The organism is Paenibacillus sp. GD4 (genome assembly GCF_030846225.1).
Taxonomy (GTDB): domain Bacteria; phylum Bacillota; class Bacilli; order Paenibacillales; family NBRC-103111; genus Paenibacillus_G; species Paenibacillus_G silviterrae.
In genome coordinates this window covers 4,536,452-4,558,233 of sequence record NZ_JAVCYK010000001.1, presented here as the reverse complement: position 1 = coordinate 4,558,233, position 21,782 = coordinate 4,536,452, and the positions used below count along the sequence as shown (strand labels likewise).

The 21,782-nt window shown below is 51.9% G+C and carries 23 protein-coding genes; 4 read left to right on the top strand and 19 right to left on the bottom strand.

Annotated features, from left to right (window positions below):
- Positions 1–64 precede the first annotated feature (64 nt).
- The 11 genes from RAC89_RS21530 to RAC89_RS21480 form a co-directional block, all read right to left on the bottom strand.
- Positions 65–1,336 (bottom strand): adenosylhomocysteinase, encoded by a 1,272-nt coding sequence (locus RAC89_RS21530; protein WP_306615709.1) that lies wholly within the window; start codon positions 1,334–1,336, stop codon positions 65–67.
- Positions 1,337–1,375: 39 nt separating this feature from the next.
- Positions 1,376–3,016 carry a bacillithiol biosynthesis cysteine-adding enzyme BshC gene (gene bshC / locus RAC89_RS21525; RefSeq protein ID WP_306615708.1) on the bottom strand — a complete coding sequence of 547 codons (1,641 nt, stop codon included), beginning with the start codon at positions 3,014–3,016 and terminating at the stop codon, positions 1,376–1,378.
- 131 nt (positions 3,017–3,147) lie between these two features.
- The gene (locus RAC89_RS21520; RefSeq protein WP_306615707.1) at positions 3,148–4,104 is read right to left on the bottom strand and encodes an ABC transporter ATP-binding protein; all 957 of its coding nucleotides are present in this window, start codon (positions 4,102–4,104) and stop codon (positions 3,148–3,150) included.
- The gene (locus RAC89_RS21515) at positions 4,101–5,168 is read right to left on the bottom strand and encodes an ABC transporter ATP-binding protein (RefSeq protein ID WP_284644844.1); all 1,068 of its coding nucleotides are present in this window, start codon (positions 5,166–5,168) and stop codon (positions 4,101–4,103) included. Before RAC89_RS21515 ends, RAC89_RS21520 begins: the two co-directional genes overlap by 4 nt.
- The gene (locus RAC89_RS21510; RefSeq protein ID WP_284638743.1) at positions 5,140–6,054 is read right to left on the bottom strand and encodes an ABC transporter permease; all 915 of its coding nucleotides are present in this window, start codon (positions 6,052–6,054) and stop codon (positions 5,140–5,142) included. The genes RAC89_RS21515 and RAC89_RS21510 overlap by 29 nt, the downstream gene beginning before the upstream one ends.
- A complete protein-coding gene (locus RAC89_RS21505; RefSeq protein WP_306615706.1) occupies positions 6,054–6,989 on the bottom strand; it encodes an ABC transporter permease in 936 nt (311 codons plus the stop codon). Before RAC89_RS21505 ends, RAC89_RS21510 begins: the two co-directional genes overlap by 1 nt.
- Before the next feature lie 258 nt (positions 6,990–7,247).
- Positions 7,248–8,906 carry a peptide ABC transporter substrate-binding protein gene (locus RAC89_RS21500; protein ID WP_306615704.1) on the bottom strand — a complete coding sequence of 553 codons (1,659 nt, stop codon included), beginning with the start codon at positions 8,904–8,906 and terminating at the stop codon, positions 7,248–7,250.
- 283 nt (positions 8,907–9,189) lie between these two features.
- On the bottom strand, positions 9,190–9,462 hold the full coding sequence (locus RAC89_RS21495; RefSeq protein WP_284638740.1) for a late competence development ComFB family protein: 273 nt from the start codon (positions 9,460–9,462) through the stop codon (positions 9,190–9,192).
- Between the two features lie 12 nt (positions 9,463–9,474).
- Positions 9,475–9,867, bottom strand: a complete 393-nt coding sequence (locus RAC89_RS21490) for a DUF3397 domain-containing protein (protein WP_284638739.1) — start codon at positions 9,865–9,867, stop codon at positions 9,475–9,477.
- Positions 9,868–9,897: 30 nt separating this feature from the next.
- Entirely contained in the window at positions 9,898–10,845 is a 948-nt protein-coding gene (locus RAC89_RS21485; protein ID WP_306615703.1) for a 2-dehydropantoate 2-reductase, read from the bottom strand.
- A 141-nt stretch (positions 10,846–10,986) separates the two neighbouring features.
- A complete protein-coding gene (locus tag RAC89_RS21480; RefSeq protein ID WP_306615702.1) occupies positions 10,987–11,634 on the bottom strand; it encodes an RsfA family transcriptional regulator in 648 nt (215 codons plus the stop codon).
- Between the two features lie 318 nt (positions 11,635–11,952).
- Between RAC89_RS21480 and RAC89_RS21475 the strand changes: the two genes are divergently transcribed.
- Complete coding sequence (locus RAC89_RS21475; RefSeq protein WP_284638736.1) at positions 11,953–12,183, top strand: DUF2626 domain-containing protein; 231 nt, start codon at positions 11,953–11,955, stop codon at positions 12,181–12,183.
- Positions 12,184–12,248: 65 nt separating this feature from the next.
- Here RAC89_RS21475 and RAC89_RS21470 read toward each other — a convergent pair whose 3' ends face one another.
- A complete protein-coding gene (locus tag RAC89_RS21470; RefSeq protein ID WP_306615700.1) occupies positions 12,249–13,367 on the bottom strand; it encodes a class I SAM-dependent methyltransferase in 1,119 nt (372 codons plus the stop codon).
- A 201-nt stretch (positions 13,368–13,568) separates the two neighbouring features.
- Between RAC89_RS21470 and RAC89_RS21465 the strand changes: the two genes are divergently transcribed.
- Both RAC89_RS21465 and RAC89_RS21460 read left to right on the top strand, forming a co-directional pair.
- Positions 13,569–14,666: a hypothetical protein gene (locus tag RAC89_RS21465; RefSeq protein WP_306615698.1), complete on the top strand. Its 1,098-nt coding sequence runs from the start codon at positions 13,569–13,571 to the stop codon at positions 14,664–14,666.
- Between the two features lie 63 nt (positions 14,667–14,729).
- Entirely contained in the window at positions 14,730–15,233 is a 504-nt protein-coding gene (locus RAC89_RS21460) for a hypothetical protein (protein WP_306615697.1), read from the top strand.
- A gap of 73 nt (positions 15,234–15,306) precedes the next feature.
- Here RAC89_RS21460 and RAC89_RS21455 read toward each other — a convergent pair whose 3' ends face one another.
- Positions 15,307–16,638, bottom strand: a complete 1,332-nt coding sequence (locus RAC89_RS21455; RefSeq protein ID WP_284638732.1) for a PhoH family protein — start codon at positions 16,636–16,638, stop codon at positions 15,307–15,309.
- Between the two features lie 108 nt (positions 16,639–16,746).
- Here RAC89_RS21455 and RAC89_RS21450 point away from each other — a divergent pair, with 108 nt between their 5' ends.
- Positions 16,747–17,289, top strand: a complete 543-nt coding sequence (locus RAC89_RS21450) for a YhcN/YlaJ family sporulation lipoprotein (protein WP_306615695.1) — start codon at positions 16,747–16,749, stop codon at positions 17,287–17,289.
- A 43-nt stretch (positions 17,290–17,332) separates the two neighbouring features.
- Here RAC89_RS21450 and RAC89_RS21445 read toward each other — a convergent pair whose 3' ends face one another.
- The 6 genes from RAC89_RS21445 to RAC89_RS21420 form a co-directional block, all read right to left on the bottom strand.
- The gene (locus RAC89_RS21445; RefSeq protein WP_306615694.1) at positions 17,333–17,785 is read right to left on the bottom strand and encodes a pyridoxamine 5'-phosphate oxidase family protein; all 453 of its coding nucleotides are present in this window, start codon (positions 17,783–17,785) and stop codon (positions 17,333–17,335) included.
- 171 nt (positions 17,786–17,956) lie between these two features.
- A complete protein-coding gene (locus RAC89_RS21440) occupies positions 17,957–18,229 on the bottom strand; it encodes a hypothetical protein (RefSeq protein ID WP_306615693.1) in 273 nt (90 codons plus the stop codon).
- A 4-nt stretch (positions 18,230–18,233) separates the two neighbouring features.
- Positions 18,234–18,683: a hypothetical protein gene (locus tag RAC89_RS21435; RefSeq protein WP_306615692.1), complete on the bottom strand. Its 450-nt coding sequence runs from the start codon at positions 18,681–18,683 to the stop codon at positions 18,234–18,236.
- Between the two features lie 27 nt (positions 18,684–18,710).
- On the bottom strand, positions 18,711–18,986 hold the full coding sequence (locus RAC89_RS21430; protein ID WP_284638727.1) for a YlaH-like family protein: 276 nt from the start codon (positions 18,984–18,986) through the stop codon (positions 18,711–18,713).
- Positions 18,987–19,080: 94 nt separating this feature from the next.
- Positions 19,081–20,922, bottom strand: coding sequence for a translational GTPase TypA (gene typA, locus RAC89_RS21425; RefSeq protein WP_306615691.1), 1,842 nt, complete (start codon positions 20,920–20,922; stop codon positions 19,081–19,083).
- Between the two features lie 188 nt (positions 20,923–21,110).
- Positions 21,111–21,770: a TerC family protein gene (locus tag RAC89_RS21420; protein ID WP_284638725.1), complete on the bottom strand. Its 660-nt coding sequence runs from the start codon at positions 21,768–21,770 to the stop codon at positions 21,111–21,113.
- Positions 21,771–21,782 lie beyond the last annotated feature (12 nt).

The window sequence follows — 21,782 nt, the reverse complement described above, 5'->3', positions numbered from 1 at the left end:
AAAGCCGTCCCGCCAAGTAAAATTACTTAGGGGACGGCCTCAAAATGCAATGGTTACTTATCTTCTAGAAATGATCTTCAGCCCAGTTATCCAGATATGCCTTCTGCTGAGCTGTCAAAGCGTCGATCTTAATGCCCATCGATTCCAGCTTGACGCGTGCTACTTGCTCATCCAGCTCATAAGGAACGTTGACAACCTTCTTGCCGATTTCCTTATAGTTGTCATTCACGTATTTCAAGGACATCGCTTGGAGCGCGAAGGTCATATCCATGATTTCAGCCGGATGGCCGTCACCGGCAGCCAGGTTGACAAGACGTCCTTCCGCCAGCAGGTAGAACTTGCGGCCGTCCTGCAGCGTGTACTCTTCGATATTACGGCGGACCGTACGCTTCGATACGGAGATGGCGTCGAGATCCGGCTTATTCACTTCCACATCGAAATGACCGGCATTGGACAGGATTGCGCCATCCTTCATTACTTTATAATGCTCTCCGCGGATAACATCGCGGTTTCCGGTGACAGTGACGAAGAAATCGCCTACCTTCGCCGCATCCTCCATCGACATTACCGCGAAGCCGTCCATGTACGCCTCAACTGCCTTGATCGCATCGATCTCCGTGACGATAACGTTAGCGCCAAGACCCTTAGCCCGCATCGCAACGCCCTTACCGCACCAGCCGTAGCCTACAACGACAACCGTTTTGCCCGCTACAACAAGGTTTGTCGTACGGTTAATGCCATCCCATACCGATTGGCCGGTGCCGTAGCGGTTGTCGAACAAGTATTTGCAGAAAGCATCGTTTACAGCAACCATCGGGAACTGAAGCTGGCCTTCCTTCTCAAGCGACTTCAAGCGCAGAATGCCTGTTGTCGTCTCTTCCGCGCCGCCGCGTACGTTCTTCAGCAGATCCTTACGCTCAGAGTGCAAAATCGTAACCAGGTCGCCGCCGTCGTCGATAATCAGGTCCGGCTCGGTTTCGAGTGTTTTGATCAGAAGCTCTTTGTATTCTTTAGGCTCCGGGTTGTACTTTGCGAATACCGTGATGCCGTCCTCCACCAATGCAGCGCAGACGTCGTCCTGTGTAGATAACGGGTTGCTGCCGCAAATCGTCACTTCCGCGCCGCCGGCTTGAACAACCTTGGCAAGATAAGCCGTTTTCGCTTCCAGATGCAGCGAGATGGCAACCTTCAAGCCTTTGAACGGGAGCTCCTTCTCAAACTGCTTGCGGATGCTGTTCAGCACCGGCATGTGGGCATTCACCCAATCGATTTTCAAATGTCCTTCGGGTGCGAGGTTAATATCGCGGATGATGCTTTTATTGATCGTGCTTGGCATGTTCTTCGGTTCCTCCTTAGGTATGTATCAGCATTATCATTACATATAACAAGCATAATGCTTGCCGTCAATGGAAAGCTCCATGGACAGCAGCTCTTTCAACCAATTGTCTCCGTACTTGTTCAAGTAGCCGTACACGTTGTACACGCGCTCCTGCAGCTTGCCACCGGGCATAGCGGATAAGCCGACCCGCTGGAATTGCCTTAAGCCGGACTCATATTGCGAACGAACTGCGTCCGCGGACTTGTTCTCCAGAAACTCAATCTGCTCGAGAATCTTTGCCAAATTCGTTTCGCCCAGCTTCTTGAGTCCCGGGTTGATCCCGGAAATCGTCTCGATGAGCGGCTCATAATCCAAACGGAACCGCTGCTTAAGCTCGGCAAAGCGGTCCTCCAGCTGCAGACGATCCTGCTCCTTCAGCCACGCCTCTTGCTTCTCCTGCAGGCGGTACAGCACATCCTCCAGCGTCAGTCCGTACTTCTGCATATTCTTCTGAACGGTGCCTTCGACAAGCGTAAAGCTGATACGCGGAAGCAGCAGAGGCATGCGCATGCCGAGAGCATGAAACGCCTTCCGGGTCAATCCCCAGTAGGCAATCTCCGAACCCCCAAGAACGGCTCCCAGCACGGGGAACAAGAAATCCTGCATCAGCGGACGCGTCATCACATTATTGCTAAGTCGCTCAGGAGCCGCATCCGCCCATTCCAACAGCTGATTCACCGTGAAGCTGCGGCTGCCCCGCCGGTCGGACCAAACGCCTTCTTCTGCCGTTCTATAAAGCAAAAGGCGCTCGCCGTTATCATCGAACACGAAGAGATTCGTCGCTTGCTCATTTAGCTCGGCGGCAGGCCGGTAGCCTAAGCCCTCGATCTGAGACCTTGCCTCATGAAGCGCCTCATTGATACCGGCGCGCTTCTCGATCAGCTGCTGAAACATCGGCCGTTCCAGCGCGCGAATGGCCGGATCGTCGGAATCGACGAGAATTAAGCCATATTCCCCAAAGAGCTCCGCAAGAATACGGGCGAATAAGTCGGTAAGCGTAGATGCTTCCAATGTATAGGCTTGGAGCTTCTCCAGGAGGGCCGGCTTATATTCTGTCGGCAAAAGCGCCTTGTCCAGCTGCTCCAGCGCGCTCGCCCATTGCTCAGGACGGAAGCGCAGCCGGCTGACCGAGGTGCGAGCATCCCCCGGGTGCTCGACAGCAAGCTTCTCCACCTGCTGTTCCGGCGACAGCACGTAAGCATGATTCACTTCATCGAAATCATGATCCTCGCCGGCAATCCAGAATACCGGCAAAACCGTGCGATCAAGCCGCTTCGACGCCGTTCTTGCCGCTTGAATAATGGTTATTGCTTTATGTATCACGAGCAACGGTCCTGTCAGCAAACCGGCTTGTTGTCCGCCGACGATACAAAGGGCACCCGGATCACGCAGCCGCTCGATCAATGCAAGCGCCGCAGCCGAGTTTCCCGCCTTCTCATTAAACCTACGGAGCGCATCAGCCAGCTGTTCGCGATCCGCTCCCGCAGGCCGCTCCCGATCCAGCCATGCCGCTCTGGCCTTCCAATCCGCCTCATCCCAAGGGTTGTAATCATACAAACCGCTTACTTCGGCAAACTGATGTATATACGCTTCGGTCAAAGGCTGGCCGGAAGGAAAGTCCACTTGCTCCAAACGCATGGTACCGCCGCCTTTCATTTGCAAAATCCACCCCTACCATTTTACACCTCTAACGAGGGATCGTCAAAAAATTACAGCACTTTTTCGCAGAAAAAGGGAAGACCGATGGTATCTCGGTCTCCCCTTCTGTATTAATACAAGTGACAAGCCACAAAGTGGCCCTGCTCCACTTCCTTGAACTGCGGCATTGCTGCTGCGCATTCCGGCATTGCCTTCGGACAGCGGGTACGGAACGGGCAGCCGCTAGGCGGATTCAGCGGGCTTGGAATTTCCCCCTCGAGGATAATCCGCTCGCGTGTACGCTCCACCTCCGGATCCGGAATCGGAATGGCCGATAACAGCGATTGTGTATACGGATGCATCGGCTTCGCATACAAGGCGTCGGAGGTGGTCACCTCAACGAGCTTGCCAAGATACATCACGCCGATACGATCCGAGATATGCTTCACCATGGCAAGATCATGCGCGATGAACAAGTAGGTCAAGCCATGCTCCTTCTGGAGCTTCTTGAAGAGGTTCACCACCTGTGCCTGCACGGATACGTCCAGAGCGGAAATCGGTTCGTCCGCAATGATGAATTGCGGCTCGATCGCCAAGGCCCGGGCAATCCCGATCCGCTGGCGCTGACCGCCGGAGAATTCATGCGGGAATCGCCCGGCATGCTCTTCATTAAGACCTACGGCGCGAAGCAGCTCGCTGACGCGCTCCTTACGCTTACTTCCTTTATGCAAGCCATGGATGTCGATTCCCTCGGCAATGATATTGCCGACCGTCATCCGCGGATTCAACGAAGCGTACGGATCCTGGAACACCATCTGCATGTCGCGGCGGAAATGATGAAGCTTCTTGCCTCCCAGCTTATGCACATTCTCGCCGTTAAACAAAACCTCTCCGCCCGTCGCCTCATACAAACGAATGATGGTCCGGCCCGCCGTCGATTTCCCGCAGCCGGACTCGCCCACCAAACCGAAGGTTTCCCCCTTATGAATGGCAAAGCTCAAGCCGTCCACGGCTTTCAGCGTTTTACCGCCGCCGAGGTGAAAATGCTTTTGCAAATTGCGTACTTCCAAAATCGGCTGTTTACTCATCGTGCGGCACCTCCTACTTGGACAGGTCGCTCTACCTTCGGAGCGTCCGGGTGCATCAGCCAGCAGGCCGCCGAATGCGTCTCTGTCAGCTTCGTGTGCTCCGGATCCTTCTCCAGGCAGGCCTTCATCGCATAGGGACAACGCGCTGCGAAGGCGCAGCCCTGAGGCGGCGCGAACAAATCCGGAGGCGTACCCGGAATCGGCACGAGCTCGCTGTCGCTATCATGATCCAACCGCGGAACCGACCGCAGCAAGCCCCAAGTATACGGATGCTTCGGATCATAGAACAGCTCGTCGACCGTACCTTGTTCAACGACCTTCCCTGCATACATTACCACGACGCGCTGCGCCATCTCGGCTACAACACCCAGGTCATGCGTAATGACAATAATGGAAGCTTCCGTCTGCTCGGAAAGCTTCTTCATCAAATCGATAATTTGCGCCTGAATCGTAACGTCAAGAGCCGTTGTCGGTTCATCGGCGATCAGCAGCTTCGGACTGCAGGCCAAAGCAATCGCGATCATGACACGCTGGCGCATACCGCCGGACAATTCATGAGGATACTGGTGAATCCGCCCCTCCGGATTGGACATCCCGACAAGCTTCAGCATGTCGACGGCCCGCTTGCGGGCATCGGCGTTGTTCATCCCCTGATGCTTGACAAGTCCTTCGGCAATCTGCTTGCCGATGGTCATGGTCGGATTGAGCGAGGTCATCGGGTCTTGGAAGATCATCCCCATTTCCGAGCCGCGCACCTTCTCCATTTCCCGATCGGACAGCTTGGTAATCTCTTTATTGTCAAATTGAATGGTGCCTCCCTTGATGACGCTCGGAGGAGAAGGAATGAGACGCATGATCGTCTGTGCCGTAACCGACTTTCCGCAGCCGGACTCGCCGACGATAGCAAGCACCTCTCCCTTATTGAGTTGGAACGATACGCCGCGTACCGCTTGTACTTCACCGGCATACGTCCGGAAGGACACCTTCAAATCTTGTACGTTCAATATGGGTTTACTCACAAAGGACACCCCCCTTTTACTTACGCATCTTCGGATCCAGGGCATCGCGCAGCCCATCGCCAAGAAGGTTAAAGCTCATGAGAATCAAGCTGAAAATAACCGTTGGAAACAGCACCCGGTGCGGGTACAAGCGAATCGAATTCGCCCCGTCGGACAGAAGTGAGCCGAGTGATGCCAGCGGCACGCGAATCCCCAGCCCGATAAAGCTCAAGAACGACTCTACGAAAATCGCAGAAGGAACGATAAAAGTAATTTGTACGATAATCAGGCCAAGCGCGTTTGGCACCAAATGCTTCAAAATAATACGGGGCGCGCCCGCGCCAAGCGTACGTGCAGCTAGAACATATTCCTGTTCCTTCAAGGTAAGAATTTGACCCCGCACGAGCCGCGCCATCGGAACCCAGCCTGTGATCGCATAAGCGAAGATAATGGTCTTAACCCCCGGGCCTATGACGACAATCAGCAAAATGGAAATGAGCAAAAACGGAATCGAATAAATAATTTCGATGATCCGCTGCATAACATCGTCGATGCGACCGCCATAATAAGCGGATACGCCGCCATAAATGACGCCGAACACCAAATCCAGCAATGCCGCCACAATACCGATAAAGAGCGAAATTCTTGTGCCCCACCATACGCGGACCCAAAGATCACGGCCAAAGTCGTCCGTACCGAACCAGTGCGCGAGGGAAGGCTTCTGATTTTTGATATCGTAGTTTTGCGTTGCATAGTCAAACGAGGACAGCAACGGCCCGAGAATCGCTAGCAACGTCAGCGTGATAAGCGTAATCAAGCCGAACATGGCGAGCTTATTTTTCTTAAGCCTTCTCCAGGCGTCCTGCCAATACGTTAACGAAGGACGGACAATGGATTCCCGAGAAGCAGCTTCCTTGGCCGCCGGTTGAAACATTTCGTTAGACATCTCCATTATTTGCTGCCTCCCTTCGCCAATCGAATTCGCGGATCCACCAAGCCGTAAATGATATCCGTAAGGAACAAGACAGTTACAAGCAAGAACGAGTAGAATATCGTGAGTCCTGTGATCATCGTGTAGTCATTCGAGTAGATCGATGTCACAAAATGCTTTCCGAGACCCGGAACTACGAAAATTTGCTCCACGATGAGGGTGCCGGTGATCAGGTTAACGAAGATCGGACCCAGTACGGTAACGACAGGCAAAATGGCATTTCGAAGCGTATGTCTTACGACGGTAGCCCGCTGCGACAAGCCTTTGGCCTTCGCCGTTTTGATGTAATCATGATTCAGCACGTCCAGCATGGAGGTTCTCATAAGCCTTGCCAATATGGCAATCGTACCGAAGGACAACGCAATCGCAGGCAAGATCCGGTGCTCCGGTCCCGTCCACATTCCCGGAGGCAGCCAGCCGAGCTTCACGCCGACAAAATAAGAGAGCAGCGGCCCCAGCACGAAGGAAGGAATTGAAACCCCGATCACCGCCGTGAACATCGCTGCGATGTCCGCCCCTTTGTTATGATTGAGCGCAGCTATAATACCGAGTATAAGTCCGATCGCTACGGAAATGCCCAATGCCCAAAGCCCGAGCTCCAGCGAAGCCGGAAAGCCTTGCTTAATAATATCCGTTACTTTACGGGTCGGGAATGCAAAGGATACCCCAAGGTCACCCTGCATCACTTTCCCCATATATTGAAGGTATTGCTCACCAATCGGTTTATCTAAGCCATATTGGGCATAGAGCAGCGTTCTTTGCTCTACCGTCAGCTTCTGGGAATCCTCACCGAACGGATCACCCGGCAAATTTTTCATGAGCACGAATGTGAACGTCACGATCAGCCACAGGGTGATGATCATATAAATAAATCGTCGCAGCACATAGCGCAGCATGGCACACCTCCTGTACTTGATAAGGAAAAAATCTGTGAATGAAGACAACAACGCAAAGCAGCCCACACCTAATCGTCTTGGACGAGAGGCAAAACCGCTTCGCAAGCATAGACTGGCAAGACTTTAGCGATAGGCCATGTTTGCGAAGCGGTTCCGCATCGCTGCTACGGGACATCCCGTTCACTCGCAAATACATGCTAAGAATTAAAACGGAGCCGTTCCTCATCATTCAAGAACGGCCCCGCACAGCCTACAATATTACTTCAGGTAAGTCCATTTGAGTTCCCACTCTTTAGACATCGAAGGGAGGATCAGACCCTCTACGTTTGCCCTCTTCGCGTACGGACGCGTACGGAAGTACAGAGGAGAAATCGCACCGTCGTTCATAAGAATCTTCTCGGCATCAACAAGCATTTTGGCACGCTTGGCAACGTCAACTTCTTTGTCCGCCGCTTTAACAAGATCGTCATAAGCTTTGCTGTTATAAGCAACATAGTTAAACGATTTGTTATCAGACAACCACATGTCAAGGAACGTCATAGGGTCGTTATAATCAGCGCCCCACAGAGCGATCAATGCGTCGAAGTTATTTTCCTGCATGTTCTTTACGCGCAATGCGAAAGGCAACGGTTCGCCGTCCACATCCACACCCAGGTTTTGCTTCCACTGTGCTTGAATGAATTCGATGGACTTCTTGGAAGTTTCCGTGTCATCGGAAGTCAGCTTGAACTTCGGCAGAGAAGTCATATTCATTTCCTTCAGACCCTCGGCAAGAAGCTGCTTCGCCTTGGCAGGATCGAATTTAGGCTGAGCCTCACCGGCTGTTTTACGGAATTCCTGCTTGTTGCCGTCCAGCATGGTTCCTGGCACCAGACCTGTGGATGGTACGGAAGTACCGCCGAGAACGGTCTCGGTGAATGCTTTACGGTCAACAGCCATACCAAGCGCTTGACGGATCTTAGCATTGCCGAAAGCAGGGTTCTTCGTATTATGGAACATCAGGTAAGCTGTCACGAATTCCTTCTTGAATACAAGCTCAGGCTTGCCTTCATACATTTTCGGCTGCTCGCCCTTCAGCTCCGTCAGATCCACTTGATTCGTTTCGAACATATTTAAGGAAGTGTTAGGATCCTTCACCACGTTTACGGTAACCTTGTTCAGCTTCACGTTAGCGGCATCCCAATACTTATCGTTTTTCACCATGACGAGCTGCTGCTCATGATCCCACTTTTCCAGCTTGAACGGACCTGCACCGATAACCTTATCGGCATCCGCGCCGTATTTGTCACCTTGCGTTTTGACAAAATCAGGCTTCTGCGGGAAGAAGATCGGCATGGACAGCTGATCGGTAAAGAAGGCAACCGGACGCTCCAGCGTAATTTCAAGCGTCTTGTCATCCTTTGCTTTTACGCCAAGAGCAGCTTTCTTTGCTTCAAGCTCTTCCGGCTTCGCTTTATTCAAGTCAGCGCCGCCTTTGATCCAAGCCAGCATCGTTGCGTATTTCGCCTTTGTAGCCGGATCCAGAGTACGCTTATAGGCCCATTCGAAATCGCTTGCTTTCAGCGGTGTGCCGTCAGCCCATGTCAGACCGTCACGCAGAGTGATCGTGTATACAAGACCATCCGCGGAAATCTTCGGGAGCTCCTTCGCAAGAGCAGGCTGTGCTTTCCCTTCCGCATCCAGACGATACAAGCCCTCATTGATTGCATTCAAAATAGTGAAAGTCGGGTTTGTTGTCGCGATCGAGCTGTCAAGCGCCGGCGGTTCCGCCGACAGGTTAATTCTAAGCTCCTGGGCAGGCGCCTTTGCGGCATCTGTGCCTGCAGATTGATTTTTGTTTCCGCTGTCCGTGGAGCAAGCAGTCGTGCCAAGCATCGCTGCTACTGTCGTCAGGACAAGAAGCTTGTTAAACTTCATGTACATGTCCTCCCTTTTTTCATTATGTAATTATATGATTTTCCACCCCAGGTTAAATATTGACTTCCGAGGATTCTTCATATAATCTCATAAACATCCGCGTATAACAGTGACAAAAATCACTGAGACCGCTACCAAATATAGATTATACAACCAATGGTCAATTAAATCTACTTGTATTTTCTTACATATTTTTCTCTAACTATTACATTTTTTCGACAAAAAAAAGAGAAGCTGTTCTCATAGCTTCCCATTATTTTCATTCATTTATTCATCTTTTTGCCTAAAAATCGGATTTCCGTTGGCTGTTCAGCACCTTATCAATCGCTACCGCCAGCTCCCGATACACATCCGTCTCGACTTGATTGCGCAGCTGCGTTTTAGCGAATACTTCTCCCGGCGCCGTGACTACGTACTTCGCGGGCAAATGATTCAACGTAATCGCCGAAATGTCGGCCTGCGCTTTGTCATCCAAACCGCTGAGCTCTTCCTTATGCTGCATCAATTCCTTGAGACAGCTCTTCACGATATCTTCCATTAAATTATGTAGTTGCATGCGGACCCTCCTCTATGCGAGCATGTATTTTCCGATTCCGATGATGAGCAGCACCACATAACATGCGCTTAACACAACAAAACCTAAACGACTGAGAGTTTTGGCGATTTTGCCCATATCGACCCGGCCTCGGATACGTGTTTGCAAATTGCCCAGCAGCCCCGCGAGCACCAGGAAAAGCAATACTACGGTCCAGAACAGCATTCCCGACTGAAACAGCCGGTTGCTCATGACCGCCACAGAGCCAATGAGGAACAGCGTAGTCACATCCATGCTAAGATGTGTAGCCGTCTTCTTATCCTTACAGACCCAATATACTATAAACCACGTCACCAGAAAAGCAACAAAAGGTACCATCGCCAGCATCGTATATACTTGATGCAGCCAATCCCATAGTGCGTTCACGGCCTATCACCCGCTTCGTCATCATAATGGTTAGCCTCGTGCCGGCGATGCTCCCTCCAGCGCTTTCACCAAACGAAAGATCGTTTCATGGGTAGGTATGCGTACGCCCTCTTCCCTTGCCATGTCCAGAAGAGCCCCATTGATCGCTTCAATCTCAGTCTGCCGTCCCGCCAGCACATCCTGGAGCATGGACGATCGGTTGTCTTGTGTCTGCCGGCAAACCTCGAGCACGGTCTCCCACAGATTGGGATCAAGATGGATTCCTGCCCGGTCCGCCAGCCCCCGCGCTTCTTCATAGAGCGCTCTCATGAGGGGCTGCGCCTCCGGAAGAAAAGGAAGAGCGCCGTTGTTCACTTGCAGCAGAGCCGTCAGCGGATTGATGACCGCATTGATGATCAGCTTTTGCCAAACACGATTGATGATTTCATTCGACAAAAACAGCTGAAATCCTGCATCCGTTAGCATATCTCGTATAACTTTTTGTTCAGGCTCCCCTTCGGACCCGCCATATAGCATAGGACCCAGCCACGTAACCCCATGCCCCGTATGAGTTACCTCCGTGTCGGTTACCTTGAGAGCCCCTTCCGTCGTTACCGTAAGCCATATCCGGTTCGCATCGATGTGCCGGGCCAGAACCTTTTCATGTCCCAGACCGTTCTGCCAGCAGATCACCCGGCTCCCTTCGCCCATCATTTCCTTGATCCGGGCCGCAAACGCATCCGTCATCGCCGTTTGTTTCACAGTAAGCAGAAGGTAGTTCCCCTCCTTCTTCGGAAACGGTGAAGCGGAGTAGGCCTCCATCGAACACGTATTAGGATAGACCGTGCCCCCTCCGGTCAGGGTAACTCCCTCAAGGCTTATACGTTTTGCTTGCTCCTCCCGCTTCGTTATCAGCTCTACCTGATAGCCCGCCTCCAACAGCCTGTATGTCAGAAGCATGCCGATTGCTCCGGCCCCAATCACTGTCACTCGCACCATTTGAATCTCCTCATCTTCCCTTTCACCCAATCATAGCAAACCTGCCATACGGAAAAAAGCCCCGTACGCGTATTGAACTTAAGCGCAGAGGGCCTTCCTCGGCAACTGCAAGGCAGCTGTATAGATTGCGAGTCTTGCAGTCTATTCAATTCGTTCGAGATTGCCGTTCTCATCCATTTTGAAGCGAGGCTTGTTCTCCTCTTCCTCTTCAACGAGAAACGCCAGCTTCCTGGCCCGATCCATAATCTGAATCAGCGCCTTGTAATCGTCGTTGACGACTCGATAATCGGTAGAGACATCGTTGACTTGGCGGCTCAGCTCTTCGTTCTCCGAACGCAGCCGCTCGAGCTCATCTTGTTTATCGTTCAATTCCTTCTCCAGCTGACGTATATGACGGCTCATCTCTTGATAGCTTCCCTTCCACTGACGCAGAAAGCGGATAACCGCGTCCATGGACATCTCTTCTATCATCACGTTCGCGCGGGATGCCCCGTCCCCGTCCATCACAGCCGTTCCCCCATGCGAAACCGCTGTGAAGGCAGCCGCATGCTTACGCTGCTGATTGCGTTTCTGCCGCTGCGCCTTCGCGATTTGGATCGCGGCCTCGTATTTTTTCCTCACGAAACTATTCCAACGGAATCCGCATGCTGCGGCCGTTCTGCCTATTTTCTCGCCCACTTCCTCGAATGCGGAAAGCTGTGTGCTGCCCTCGCGGATATGTCGGAGGGTGACCTCTGCCAATATCAAATCATCCTCTTCGCTCCAAGCATCTTGTCTAATTGCCGTCATCAAAGCCGTCCTCCTGCCCCTCATGTAATCAACCACATCTATGATCGTGGTACTTAATCAAGCTGCGTTATTTAATCTCTATGCCCATGGTAGAGTTCATAGAATACTTTTCTAGTATTTTGTATTGCCATTTTTGAAGTTAGTCATACATGAAGTTCGTTGGAATCGGGAACCTTACTTTAAGGAAAACCTGCACTACCCGAAAAATGACGAAATTTCGTCACGGATTGGACGTTTACATCATCCGGCACGCGAGGTATAATGTTGGATAGAAAACTTGGAGTTGTTTAGTTAACGATAGATGAGGGGGGATACAGGATGGATCGCATGTTTCGAGTACTCGGCTTCTGGACCCTTGTAATCGGATTGATGGGACTGGCCGGAGATTTGATTCCGATGGCCCTGATCTTTTTCGCCCAAACGGCGGTTTTCGTGCTCCTTGGATACATGAAGTTATCCGAACGCACCTACATATTGCTCTTCTGGGGGTATATGCTGATTTCGTTCACAGGCTTCACTTATTGGTCTTTCTTCAAAATGTCGGTGTAACGAACAAAAAAAGAGGCAGGGTCATAACGACCCGCCTCTTTTTTTTGTTTCATCACGATAACGGCTCACGGCTTCGTCTGAATCAGCACCTTAAACAGCTCGCTCATGGAGTCGCTCAGCAGCAGCTGCCGAATCATGCGGTTACGCCTCGCTTCCTCGCTAAAGGGATCGCGGCCGCTGTGCTCCCGGAGCTTGTCCAGCAGGCCGTTCTCTACCAGAAACTGCTTCTGGGTCAGGAAGCGCCAAGATGAAACGCCTGCCTCCTGTCCCGTCCGGATCAGTGCGCTATAATTAACATGAGACGTCATATCCTGCTCCCCGGGACGCTGGAACGGCGTATCGGAGGCCAAATGGCGATAATAACACATCAAGGTCCCGTTCATCCGATGGGCGGCATACAGTTCCTCGGACACATCGCCGTAATCGATCGTCATCACTTCGCCCTGCTCTAGAGCTCCCAGAATGCTGCGAAGCCAATGCTGGGCTTGCAGATTCACTTCAAAGATTTGGCCTTCCCGCAAGGGTGCCCCTTCCCGGATAAGGTAGTCAGCAACTTCACCGTCCCCAAGAGGAACGTAGGATTCTTTGATCTCCCTGTTCGCGGCATCCCAGCTAACGAAGCATTCGTGCCAGACCCCGCCGCGAACCATGATCCTGTGAACAGGAAACGCATCCGGCAGCTCATTGGAGAATAAGAGCGTCTTCCGCCAAGGCGCGCTTGCATAGAACTCCGCCTCCTCCAACCATAGAATGCGATCCTGGTGCGATTCCAGATGCTGCCGCTGAAGCTTGCGATGCTGCGGGCTGGCTTCCACGCTGATATACTTCAGCCTGCTGTATAACTCCGGGTCCTCTGCGCAGATGGAATCCAGCAAGGAGAGGGCCAGCGAGCCGGTTCCCCCTCCCCATTCCACTAAATACACCTCACCTTCTTCATTTGCGAATGATTGGCGCACATACGAAGCTAAGCATTCTCCCATGAATCCGCCCAAATTGGAGCTGGTATAGAAATCTCCTTCTTTTCCGATTTTCACACGATCATTCATATAATAGCCGAATTCGGGGTGATATAAGCACCATGCCATATAATCGTGAAAGGGCGCTTTACCGCCCGGGTATGAAGCCAGCTCGCCGCGAATCCACTCTTGGAAGCCAACGAACTGTTGCTGCCGATCCTGCTGCATTCTGTCATCCGTCCTTATTTTTTCAATCACCGCTGCATTCCGTGAAGACAACGAAGCTACTACCCCAGTATAATAAGAGACAAGGAAGGACGCAATTTTATTGTCATGTTTTTCTAATTCCAACGATAATCTTTAGTTGAGACAATTCTTCAGCTTCTATGTGAAGCGGTTGGTTCGTGTTTGAGAGGCAGGAGGTTACAAGTGAGCATAAAGTGGCTGAGACAACTTACCGTAGGGCTGCTCCTCTTCTCTGTGTACATGCTTACCTTAGGACAGGACGCCGTCGCCGTAACGGACAGCAGCGTCTCCGCAAGCAGGAATCTGCTGCAAAAAGGACTGACACTGTTCGAAATCGAGCAAGAGCTGGCTAGAATCGCTTTAGAGGATGCCGCCCTAGCGAAGCGGCTGGCCGAAACCGAGTCCCAGATACAAGACGCGGAAAAGGCATCCTTAGAAGCAAAGCAGCATGCCGCCAAGGTTATTCGCGCCTATTATATGGGAGACCGGGACGCACTCTGGTTCCTGATGTTCTCTATCCGCTCCCTGAGCGACGCCCTGACGACCATGGAATACTTGCAGATGATCCTCGCCAGCGATAAAGAAGCATTACATAAGCATACCCAAAACAACGAAGCCTTGAAGAGGCTGCGCGCATCATTAGCGGCGTCACAAGCGGAGCTCCAGCTTACAAAGGACAAATATATGAAAGAACGAGCGCGGCAAACTATGCTTCAGAAGGAACTGAACGAAGAACTCTCGCAAAACAAGGAAGCCGAACGCATCCTCAAAGAGATGCTGACGTTAAACCAAACCTGGCAAGAGAAGGGCATCCCTCTGTTCCGGACTTACTTTAAAGCGCTGGCTGAGGCCTCGAAGGATATTCCCGAGCTGGCGGGCGGAAGCGGCAGCAACTTGATCATGAACGGCTTCAACTATACGTTTCAAATTACAGAGCAAGAGCTCAACGATTTTCTCCGGAAAAAAAATGAGCTGTTTCATAACATGACGTTCCGCTTCACAACGGATTATGTGATCGCATCAGGAAAGCAGGACAATATCGATGTCCTTATTAAAGGCAGCTATCAGCTGGCCGAGAAAAACTCCGGCGTCAAGTATGTCCGCTTCCGCATTAACGAGCTGCATTTCAACGGGTATCCGCTCCCTGATACGACGGCCGCCGACCTGGAGAAAGAATTCGACCTGGGGATATATCCCCAGAACGTAGCGCGATTTCTTCAGGTAACGCAAGTTCGCATTGAGGAAGGAAAGCTGAGCTTACATCTAAAGCTGGCGCTGTAGTTGCAGCCGCCGGCTTTTTCCATAATAATAAGAGCAGACGACGGAGCTGGAGGAGGTTTGCGGATGAAGTTAAAATACGCCCTGTTGATGGATATCCCGGAAGGAAAACGGGCCGGTTATTATGCTCAAATCATTAAGGCGTTGGCGGACCGGGCGCCTGTATTCGACCGCGATAAGGAAATGCTGATTTTCTCAAGCGCTGCCGAACGGGAAGCGGCACACGGCATCATGCAACAATATTCGGTACCTTTCGAGGAAATGGAGCTGCTTCTGCTCCCTGCCCCTGTTCAAGCGGCCCCTACTCTGGACGACTTCGGATTCACAAGCCGAATGGAAAATGTATACGTTTATGCCCATCTGGCCTTAGCCGGTCAATTGGCTTCGATGGAGAGCGGACGTTCTTCCGAGCCTCTCCTAGCCATGGAGCAGCTAAGAGAGCATCTGCTGGCCTTTGGAAGCCTGGAGGACGGGGCGTCCTACTTTGTCATTGAAGAGCAGCATCGAGAGCTGGCAGAGCGCATAGCGGCCGCTTACGGCTGCCGAGTGAACTGGCTGGAAGCTTCATAAGACCGCTCAGCTAACAGAGAAAGGCTGTACTCCCGCGTCCATCCGGACGAACGGGAGTACAGCCTTTTCTAGGTTACAACAAGTCCGCTGCCAGCTGAGCCAGGTTCGAGCGCTCGCCGCGCTCCAACGTGACGTGTCCGCTGATATTTTGCTCCTTGAAGCGCTCCACGACGTAGGTTAAACCGTTGCTGGAGGCGTCCAGGTACGGATGATCGATCTGCTCCGGATCGCCCAGCAGAACAATTTTGGAGCCTTCGCCTACACGGGAGACGATCGTTTTCACCTCATGCTTAGACAGGTTCTGGGCTTCGTCGATAATAATGAACTGTCCCGGTATCGAACGGCCCCGAATATACGTGAGCGCCTCCACCTGAATGCTTCCAAGGCCCGCAAGAATTTTATCGATATCCCCGGGCTTCTTCGTATCGAATAAGTACTCCAAATTATCATAAACCGGCTGCATCCATGGCCGAAGCTTCTCGTCCTTCTCTCCAGGCAAGTATCCGATATCTTTACCCATCGGAACAACCGGACGGGCAATCAGCAGCTTCTTGTACTTGCGTTCATCCTCTACCTTCATAAGACCCGCCGCCAGCGTCAAAAGTGTTTTTCCCGTGCCGGCCTTGCCCGTTAGCGTCACCAGCGGGATATCGTCATTGAGCAGAAGCTCAAGGGCCATACGCTGCTGCGCATTCCGGGCGGCGATACCCCAGATCGGGTCATTGCTCATGTAAAGCGGCTCCAGCTTTTTCCCGTCGGCATTGACCTTAAGCAGAGCGGACTTCGATGTGCCAAGCTCATCCTTCAGGATGACGAATTCGTGAGGATGCAGCGGATACGCCAGCTGAAGCGAATTCACACTGAGAAAGCGATACGTATAAAATTCATCAATTATGGCCGGGTGCACCCGAATCGTCAGGTTACCCATATACATATCCGGTGTATTGACAACCCGGTCGGTCAAGTAATCCTGCGCCGCAAGACCAAGCACATCCGCCTTAATGCGGACGAGCACGTCCTTACTGACAAGCACAACGGGCTTGGACTCCGGTTTTTCCTTTTCCTCTAAATGATAGTTCAGCGCTACCGCGAGAATCCGATTGTCATTCGTCGCCTCCGCAAAAACATCCTGCAGCTTCGCAAAGCTCTTATGGTTCAGCTCTACTTTCAGGCTTCCTCCGCTTGGCAGCGGAATTCCCTCATACAATCGGCCTTCATTACGCAGACCGTCCAACATCCGGGAGATATGACGGGCATTGCGCCCGAGTTCATCCGCATTGCGCTTCTTGGAGTCAATTTCCTCCAGCACAATCGCAGGAATGATCACGTCATTATCCTCAAAAGCATATATGGCATTCGGATCCTGCAACAATACGTTGGTATCCAGCACATAGATCTTTTTCATGGTGAGTCCCTCCCAGGTTTGGTGTTTGGCTTCTGGCGTAATACATAGAACCAGTTCGTTAGGACAAACTAACCAAAGCGATTACTGTATAGAAAGGAACGATAGCTCATGAGAATGTTTGTCGCGGCAATCTTGTTGTTAACCGTATTGTCAGGTTGTAACCAGTCACCAAGGAACGGAGCCTCCCCCTCTCAGACAGGTGATCAAACAGGGAAAGTACAGGTCCAGCAAACAGCGCCTCAGAAGAAGGAAATCACAGATCCGGCAGCCGTATCTGCCCGCTTGGAGCAAATCGCTACAAGCATTCCCAATGTGGAGAGCGCGAATTGTGTGATCTTCGGCAATACTGCCGTCGTAGGCATTAATGTGCCTCCGAATATGGACCGCGCCAAAGTCGGTACGATCAAGCTGTCTGTAGCGGAGGCGCTAAAAAAGGATCCTTATGGTGTCGATGCTTTCGTCACGGCAGATATGGATTTGGCCGGACGGCTGCAGCGGGTCCGGAGCCAGATGCAGAACGGTCGCCCCTTGAACGGGCTTGCCGAGGAGATGGCAGCCATTATCGGCCGTATCGTTCCTCAGCTGCCGCGCGATGTGGATCAGTCTCCGGACCAAGCCGTTCAGCAGCATAATACCCGACCGTCCGATTAAGTCGATCCGAGGGAAAGAAAAGCCTAGGACATTAATACATGTTCTAGGCTTTGTGCATTGCGTCGAAAACTTGGTTGTCCAGCTTTTCAGCCGCGCGCTGATCATAGGTTTTTTCATATTCAGGAGCAACGGAAATTTTCGCCCCATAAAACATCGCATCCCGAACGGTGGAGATGTCAATGTCATAACAAGCCAGTTTAAAGGGCACCTCTGGCAAAGCGTCGGTCACTTGGCGAGCAGAACCATAAATCGCATGCACGGATCCGGCACCGATAAAGGTCAAATTGACAAGCGGGTTCTTGCTCACATTCGTTACGATGCGGGACCGCTGATCGACAGCGAAGCGGATCGTCGTATCATCCTTCGCATAAAGCCAGGAAATCGCGTTCATTGTCGGTGCGCCTGATTCATGATCGATCGTGCTCAGAAGCGCGAACGATTCCTTCTGAAGTACCGCGAATAGTTGCTCCGGCAAGGCTGTGAGTGTTTCTGCCATCGTAATTCCCTCCTACAAAAGCTGCATTATACGAAATTGTCTGAATTATGTGATAACTTAAGATGTTATGCACATTATATCACACGGACCCTATTACGGCTACCAACAGTTAACCAGACACTCCCTTCAATCGGTGATAATTTATATTATCTGTTTATTCGGACATATATGTCATTCATTATACTTTGGGTTTGAATTTATGTCCGTCAGGAGCTGCTCGGCCGTTTCCCGGTCGAACATGAGCCGTTTGGCACCGCTCTCCGTTTCATAGCGGATGTGATACATCGTCTCGTCCGCTTCCGCTGCAAATTGCTTTAACTGATGATCTTCTTTTAGTATGACCTCAAAGAAGTCCTGTGTTTCCTTCGCAGCGAGATCTTCGGGACGCGCTTCAGCCACAATTTTAATTTGCAGCCAATTAAACAAGGCGTCTTGCAGATTCATTGTCCTACCCCTCCTCTCGCAACAGCAGCACTTGGAAGCCTTCCTCCAGCCACCCGTTCAGCCTATCGAACCATTCCGCATCCTCCGGATGAATAACGGCCCCCGGCAGTCCTGCCTTCAGCTCCATCAGACCGACCATCCTATGCAACCCGCTTTCCCCGCAGTGTGAAAGGGGGAGCGCTTTCTCCTCAAATTGCGAACTTTGCTCCGTAACCAGAATAATATCTTCCCCGTTGTCCAGCTCGAACGGGAGCTCATCCACACCGCACGCCTCGTAAGCTTCATCCGCGGGCAGCAGGCTCGCCTTAAACAGCAGGGGAAGCCGGGGATGGAGCTGCTGCAGCGCACCCACGAAGCGTTCGCGCTTGGTATCAGGAGCTAATCGGAAGCGTTCCTTCTTCAGTATTGCTCTTTCGCCATTCCAAAGCACGGGGGTCAGCCAGTAGGTAGCCATTCCCGAATCACCTCCGGTAAGGATTTGCTAATTTTGCTTTCGGTTACCGCGATCCTGGATAAAGTAACGAATGCGTACAATCAGCATGAGAGAAACGGCGACAGTCAAGCTTGCGACAATCGGCAAGCCGGCCATTTGAAAAAGCATGAGCATACCTGCACCGACGGCCAAAAGCAAATAAATGACCAATTCCTTTAAAATCGGCAGCTTCCGCATACGAAATACTTTGTTATATACGTAGGTCATAAGCACGAAAATAAAGACAAAGGTTAGAAAAGGATGTGCTCGCAGCCAATCCGTCATAAATGGAACCTCCTTTTATAGAGCTTGTAGATATGTACATGGAAAGAAAGCCCCGGAGACCCGACTCTCCGAAGCTTTCTTGTTCATTCACGTATTAAGCGTTCGCTTCAGCCATCTTACGGTGCTTCTCCGCACGCTCGCGCTCGCTCTTATTCAAAATCTTCTTACGCAAACGAATCGACTTCGGCGTAATTTCGCAGTACTCGTCATCGTTCAAGTATTCAAGCGCCTGCTCCAATGAATAGAGACGCGGCGTTTTCATCTTGACGGTATCATCCTTCCCTGCGGAACGAATGTTGGTCAGCTGCTTTTCTTTACAAATGTTAACGATGATGTCGTTGTCGCGAGTATGCTCGCCGACGATCATACCCTCATACACTTCCGTTGCCGGTTCCACGAACAGAATCCCGCGATCCTCTACAGAGAGAATACCATAGAGCGTAGAGGTTCCCGTTTCGCTCGATACCAGCACGCCTTCGTGGCGTCCGCCTACACCGCTGCCCGCATAAGGACCGTAGCTGTCGAAGGCATGGTTCATGACGCCGTAGCCGCGAGTCAGTGTGAGGAAGTACGTACGGTAACCGATCAATCCGCGGGCAGGAATCAGGAATTCCAAGCGGACATTGCCAGTGCCGTTGTTGATCATGTTGACCATTTCGGCTTTACGCGTTCCGAGGCTCTCCATGACGGAGCCCATGCTATCCTCCGGAATGTCGATAATGAGCCGTTCGATCGGCTCCATCTTCTGGCCGTCGATATTTTTAATGATAACCTCCGGCTTGGAAACTTGCAGCTCAAAGCCCTCACGGCGCATGTTCTCGATCAAAATCCCGAGGTGAAGCTCACCGCGTCCGGATACGATGAAGGCATCCGGGCTGTCCGTCTCATCCACACGCAGGGATACGTCCGTTTCCAGCTCCTTGAACAAGCGCTCGCGGATTTTGCGGGAAGTTACCCATTTGCCTTCACGGCCTGCAAAAGGACTGTTATTGACAAGGAACGTCATCTGCAGTGTCGGCTCATCGATTTTCAGAACCGGCAATGCCTCCGGGTTGTTCAGGTCTGCGATGGTTTCTCCGATGTTGATATCCTTAATACCGGCAATCGCTACGATGTCGCCCGCGCCTGCCTCTTCGATCTCCAGACGCTTCAGCCCCTGGAAGCCGAACAGCTTCTCGATGCGCGCCTGCTTCGTTTGGCCTTCACGGTTAATAACGGCAACGGGCTGACCCTGGCGAACCTTGCCGCGGTTCACACGGCCGATCGCAATTCGTCCCAGGTATTCGTTGTAATCCATCAGAGTTACGAGGAACTGCAAAGGCTGCTCTACGTTCTCAGTCGGGTTCGGGATATGCGAAACAATCGTCTCATAGAGCGACTGCATGTTCTCGTCCTGCTTCTCAGGATCCATACTGGAGGTACCCATCAAGGCCGATGCGTATACTACAGGGAAATCCAGCTGGTCGTCGTTGGCGCCGAGCTCGATAAACAGGTCCAGCACCTCGTCAACCACCTCGGCCGGACGAGCGTTCGGACGGTCAATCTTGTTCACTACGACGATAGGCGTCAGGTTCTGCTCCAACGCCTTGCGAAGCACGAACTTGGTCTGAGGCATCGTGCCTTCGAACGCGTCGACAACGAGGAGTACGCCGTCTACCATCTTCATGATCCGCTCCACTTCGCCGCCGAAGTCGGCGTGGCCCGGGGTATCAACAATGTTAATCAAATAATCCTTATAACGAACCGCTGTATTTTTCGCCAAAATCGTAATACCGCGTTCGCGCTCCAGATCGTTGGAGTCCATCGCCCGCTCCTGTACCGCTTCATTGTCCCGGTATGTTCCCGATTGCTGAAGCAGCTTGTCTACGAGCGTTGTCTTCCCGTGGTCGACGTGCGCAATGATTGCGATATTCCGAATGTGCTCTCTTGAATGCATAAGTTCACAAAACCCTCTCATTAAATTTGGGATAATCGCTATCAGATAGGATAGCCGCCCGATTCACAAAAGAAGCGTCGGACGGAAGCGCCGACGCTTGATATACTTTTCACATTATACGTCTATTTTCGTCAAAAGGCAAGGCAGGTCGGGAATTTTTACACCGCATTTACAAAATAACTTAACATTTATGCCGATTTCGGCGTGTTCATCAATTTTTTCCACTGACCTGCCGCAATCACCAAAGCAGTGGTTACCGCCGGAATAATCCAGGTTGGCGTGCTTCCGAAGATAAAACCGTAGACCGCCTTGTCGGATACGAACATCTCGCCTGCCGTATAGCCGAGGATGCCTGCGCCAAGATACACAAGCACAGGATATTGGGTCAGCAGCCTCATGACAAGCGCGCTTCCCCAGACAATAATCGGGATGCTGAGCGCAATCCCCAAGATAATCACGGCGATATCCCCTTCCGCCGCAGCGGCGATCGCCAGCACATTGTCCAGGCTCATCACAAAGTCGGCCACCATAATGGTCCATACGGCGCTCGCCAGCGTGGATGCCTGCTTAATATTTGTATGGTCCTCCTCGTCTCCGAGCAGCTTAATCGCAATCCAAAGCAGCAGCAGCGAGCCCGCCGACTGAATGAACGGAACCTGCAATACGTAGACGGCGCCGATGGTCAGCAGCACCCGAAGACCGACCGCCGCGAAGGCGCCCCACCAGACCGCCAGCTTTCGTTGATGATAGGGCAGGTTCTTGCTGGCCAGCGCAATGACAACGGCGTTATCCCCGCTGAGCACGATATTGATCATCATAATTTTCAAAAAGAGCAAAAACCACTCCATCGCCTAGACCTC

What these genes read in the sequence shown, in the direction of transcription:
- RAC89_RS21530 (WP_306615709.1), bottom strand. Translation starts at nt 1,336, where the DNA reads ATGCCAAGCACGATCAATAAAAGCATCATCCGCGATATTAACCTCGCA.
- bshC (WP_306615708.1), bottom strand. Translation starts at nt 3,016, where the DNA reads ATGCGTTTGGAGCAAGTGGACTTTCCTTCCGGCCAGCCTTTGACCGAA.
- RAC89_RS21520 (WP_306615707.1), bottom strand. Translation starts at nt 4,104, where the DNA reads ATGAGTAAACAGCCGATTTTGGAAGTACGCAATTTGCAAAAGCATTTT.
- RAC89_RS21515 (WP_284644844.1), bottom strand. Translation starts at nt 5,168, where the DNA reads ATGCCCTGGATCCGAAGATGCGTAAGTAAAAGGGGGGTGTCCTTTGTG.
- RAC89_RS21510 (WP_284638743.1), bottom strand. Translation starts at nt 6,054, where the DNA reads ATGGAGATGTCTAACGAAATGTTTCAACCGGCGGCCAAGGAAGCTGCT.
- RAC89_RS21505 (WP_306615706.1), bottom strand. Translation starts at nt 6,989, where the DNA reads ATGCTGCGCTATGTGCTGCGACGATTTATTTATATGATCATCACCCTG.
- RAC89_RS21500 (WP_306615704.1), bottom strand. Translation starts at nt 8,906, where the DNA reads ATGAAGTTTAACAAGCTTCTTGTCCTGACGACAGTAGCAGCGATGCTT.
- RAC89_RS21495 (WP_284638740.1), bottom strand. Translation starts at nt 9,462, where the DNA reads ATGCAACTACATAATTTAATGGAAGATATCGTGAAGAGCTGTCTCAAG.
- RAC89_RS21485 (WP_306615703.1), bottom strand. Translation starts at nt 10,845, where the DNA reads ATGGTGCGAGTGACAGTGATTGGGGCCGGAGCAATCGGCATGCTTCTG.
- RAC89_RS21480 (WP_306615702.1), bottom strand. Translation starts at nt 11,634, where the DNA reads ATGACGGCAATTAGACAAGATGCTTGGAGCGAAGAGGATGATTTGATA.
- RAC89_RS21475 (WP_284638736.1), top strand. Translation starts at nt 11,953, where the DNA reads ATGGATCGCATGTTTCGAGTACTCGGCTTCTGGACCCTTGTAATCGGA.
- RAC89_RS21470 (WP_306615700.1), bottom strand. Translation starts at nt 13,367, where the DNA reads ATGCAGCAGGATCGGCAGCAACAGTTCGTTGGCTTCCAAGAGTGGATT.
- RAC89_RS21460 (WP_306615697.1), top strand. Translation starts at nt 14,730, where the DNA reads ATGAAGTTAAAATACGCCCTGTTGATGGATATCCCGGAAGGAAAACGG.
- RAC89_RS21455 (WP_284638732.1), bottom strand. Translation starts at nt 16,638, where the DNA reads ATGAAAAAGATCTATGTGCTGGATACCAACGTATTGTTGCAGGATCCG.
- RAC89_RS21450 (WP_306615695.1), top strand. Translation starts at nt 16,747, where the DNA reads ATGAGAATGTTTGTCGCGGCAATCTTGTTGTTAACCGTATTGTCAGGT.
- RAC89_RS21445 (WP_306615694.1), bottom strand. Translation starts at nt 17,785, where the DNA reads ATGGCAGAAACACTCACAGCCTTGCCGGAGCAACTATTCGCGGTACTT.
- RAC89_RS21440 (WP_306615693.1), bottom strand. Translation starts at nt 18,229, where the DNA reads ATGAATCTGCAAGACGCCTTGTTTAATTGGCTGCAAATTAAAATTGTG.
- RAC89_RS21435 (WP_306615692.1), bottom strand. Translation starts at nt 18,683, where the DNA reads ATGGCTACCTACTGGCTGACCCCCGTGCTTTGGAATGGCGAAAGAGCA.
- RAC89_RS21430 (WP_284638727.1), bottom strand. Translation starts at nt 18,986, where the DNA reads ATGACGGATTGGCTGCGAGCACATCCTTTTCTAACCTTTGTCTTTATT.
- typA (WP_306615691.1), bottom strand. Translation starts at nt 20,922, where the DNA reads ATGCATTCAAGAGAGCACATTCGGAATATCGCAATCATTGCGCACGTC.
- RAC89_RS21420 (WP_284638725.1), bottom strand. Translation starts at nt 21,770, where the DNA reads ATGGAGTGGTTTTTGCTCTTTTTGAAAATTATGATGATCAATATCGTG.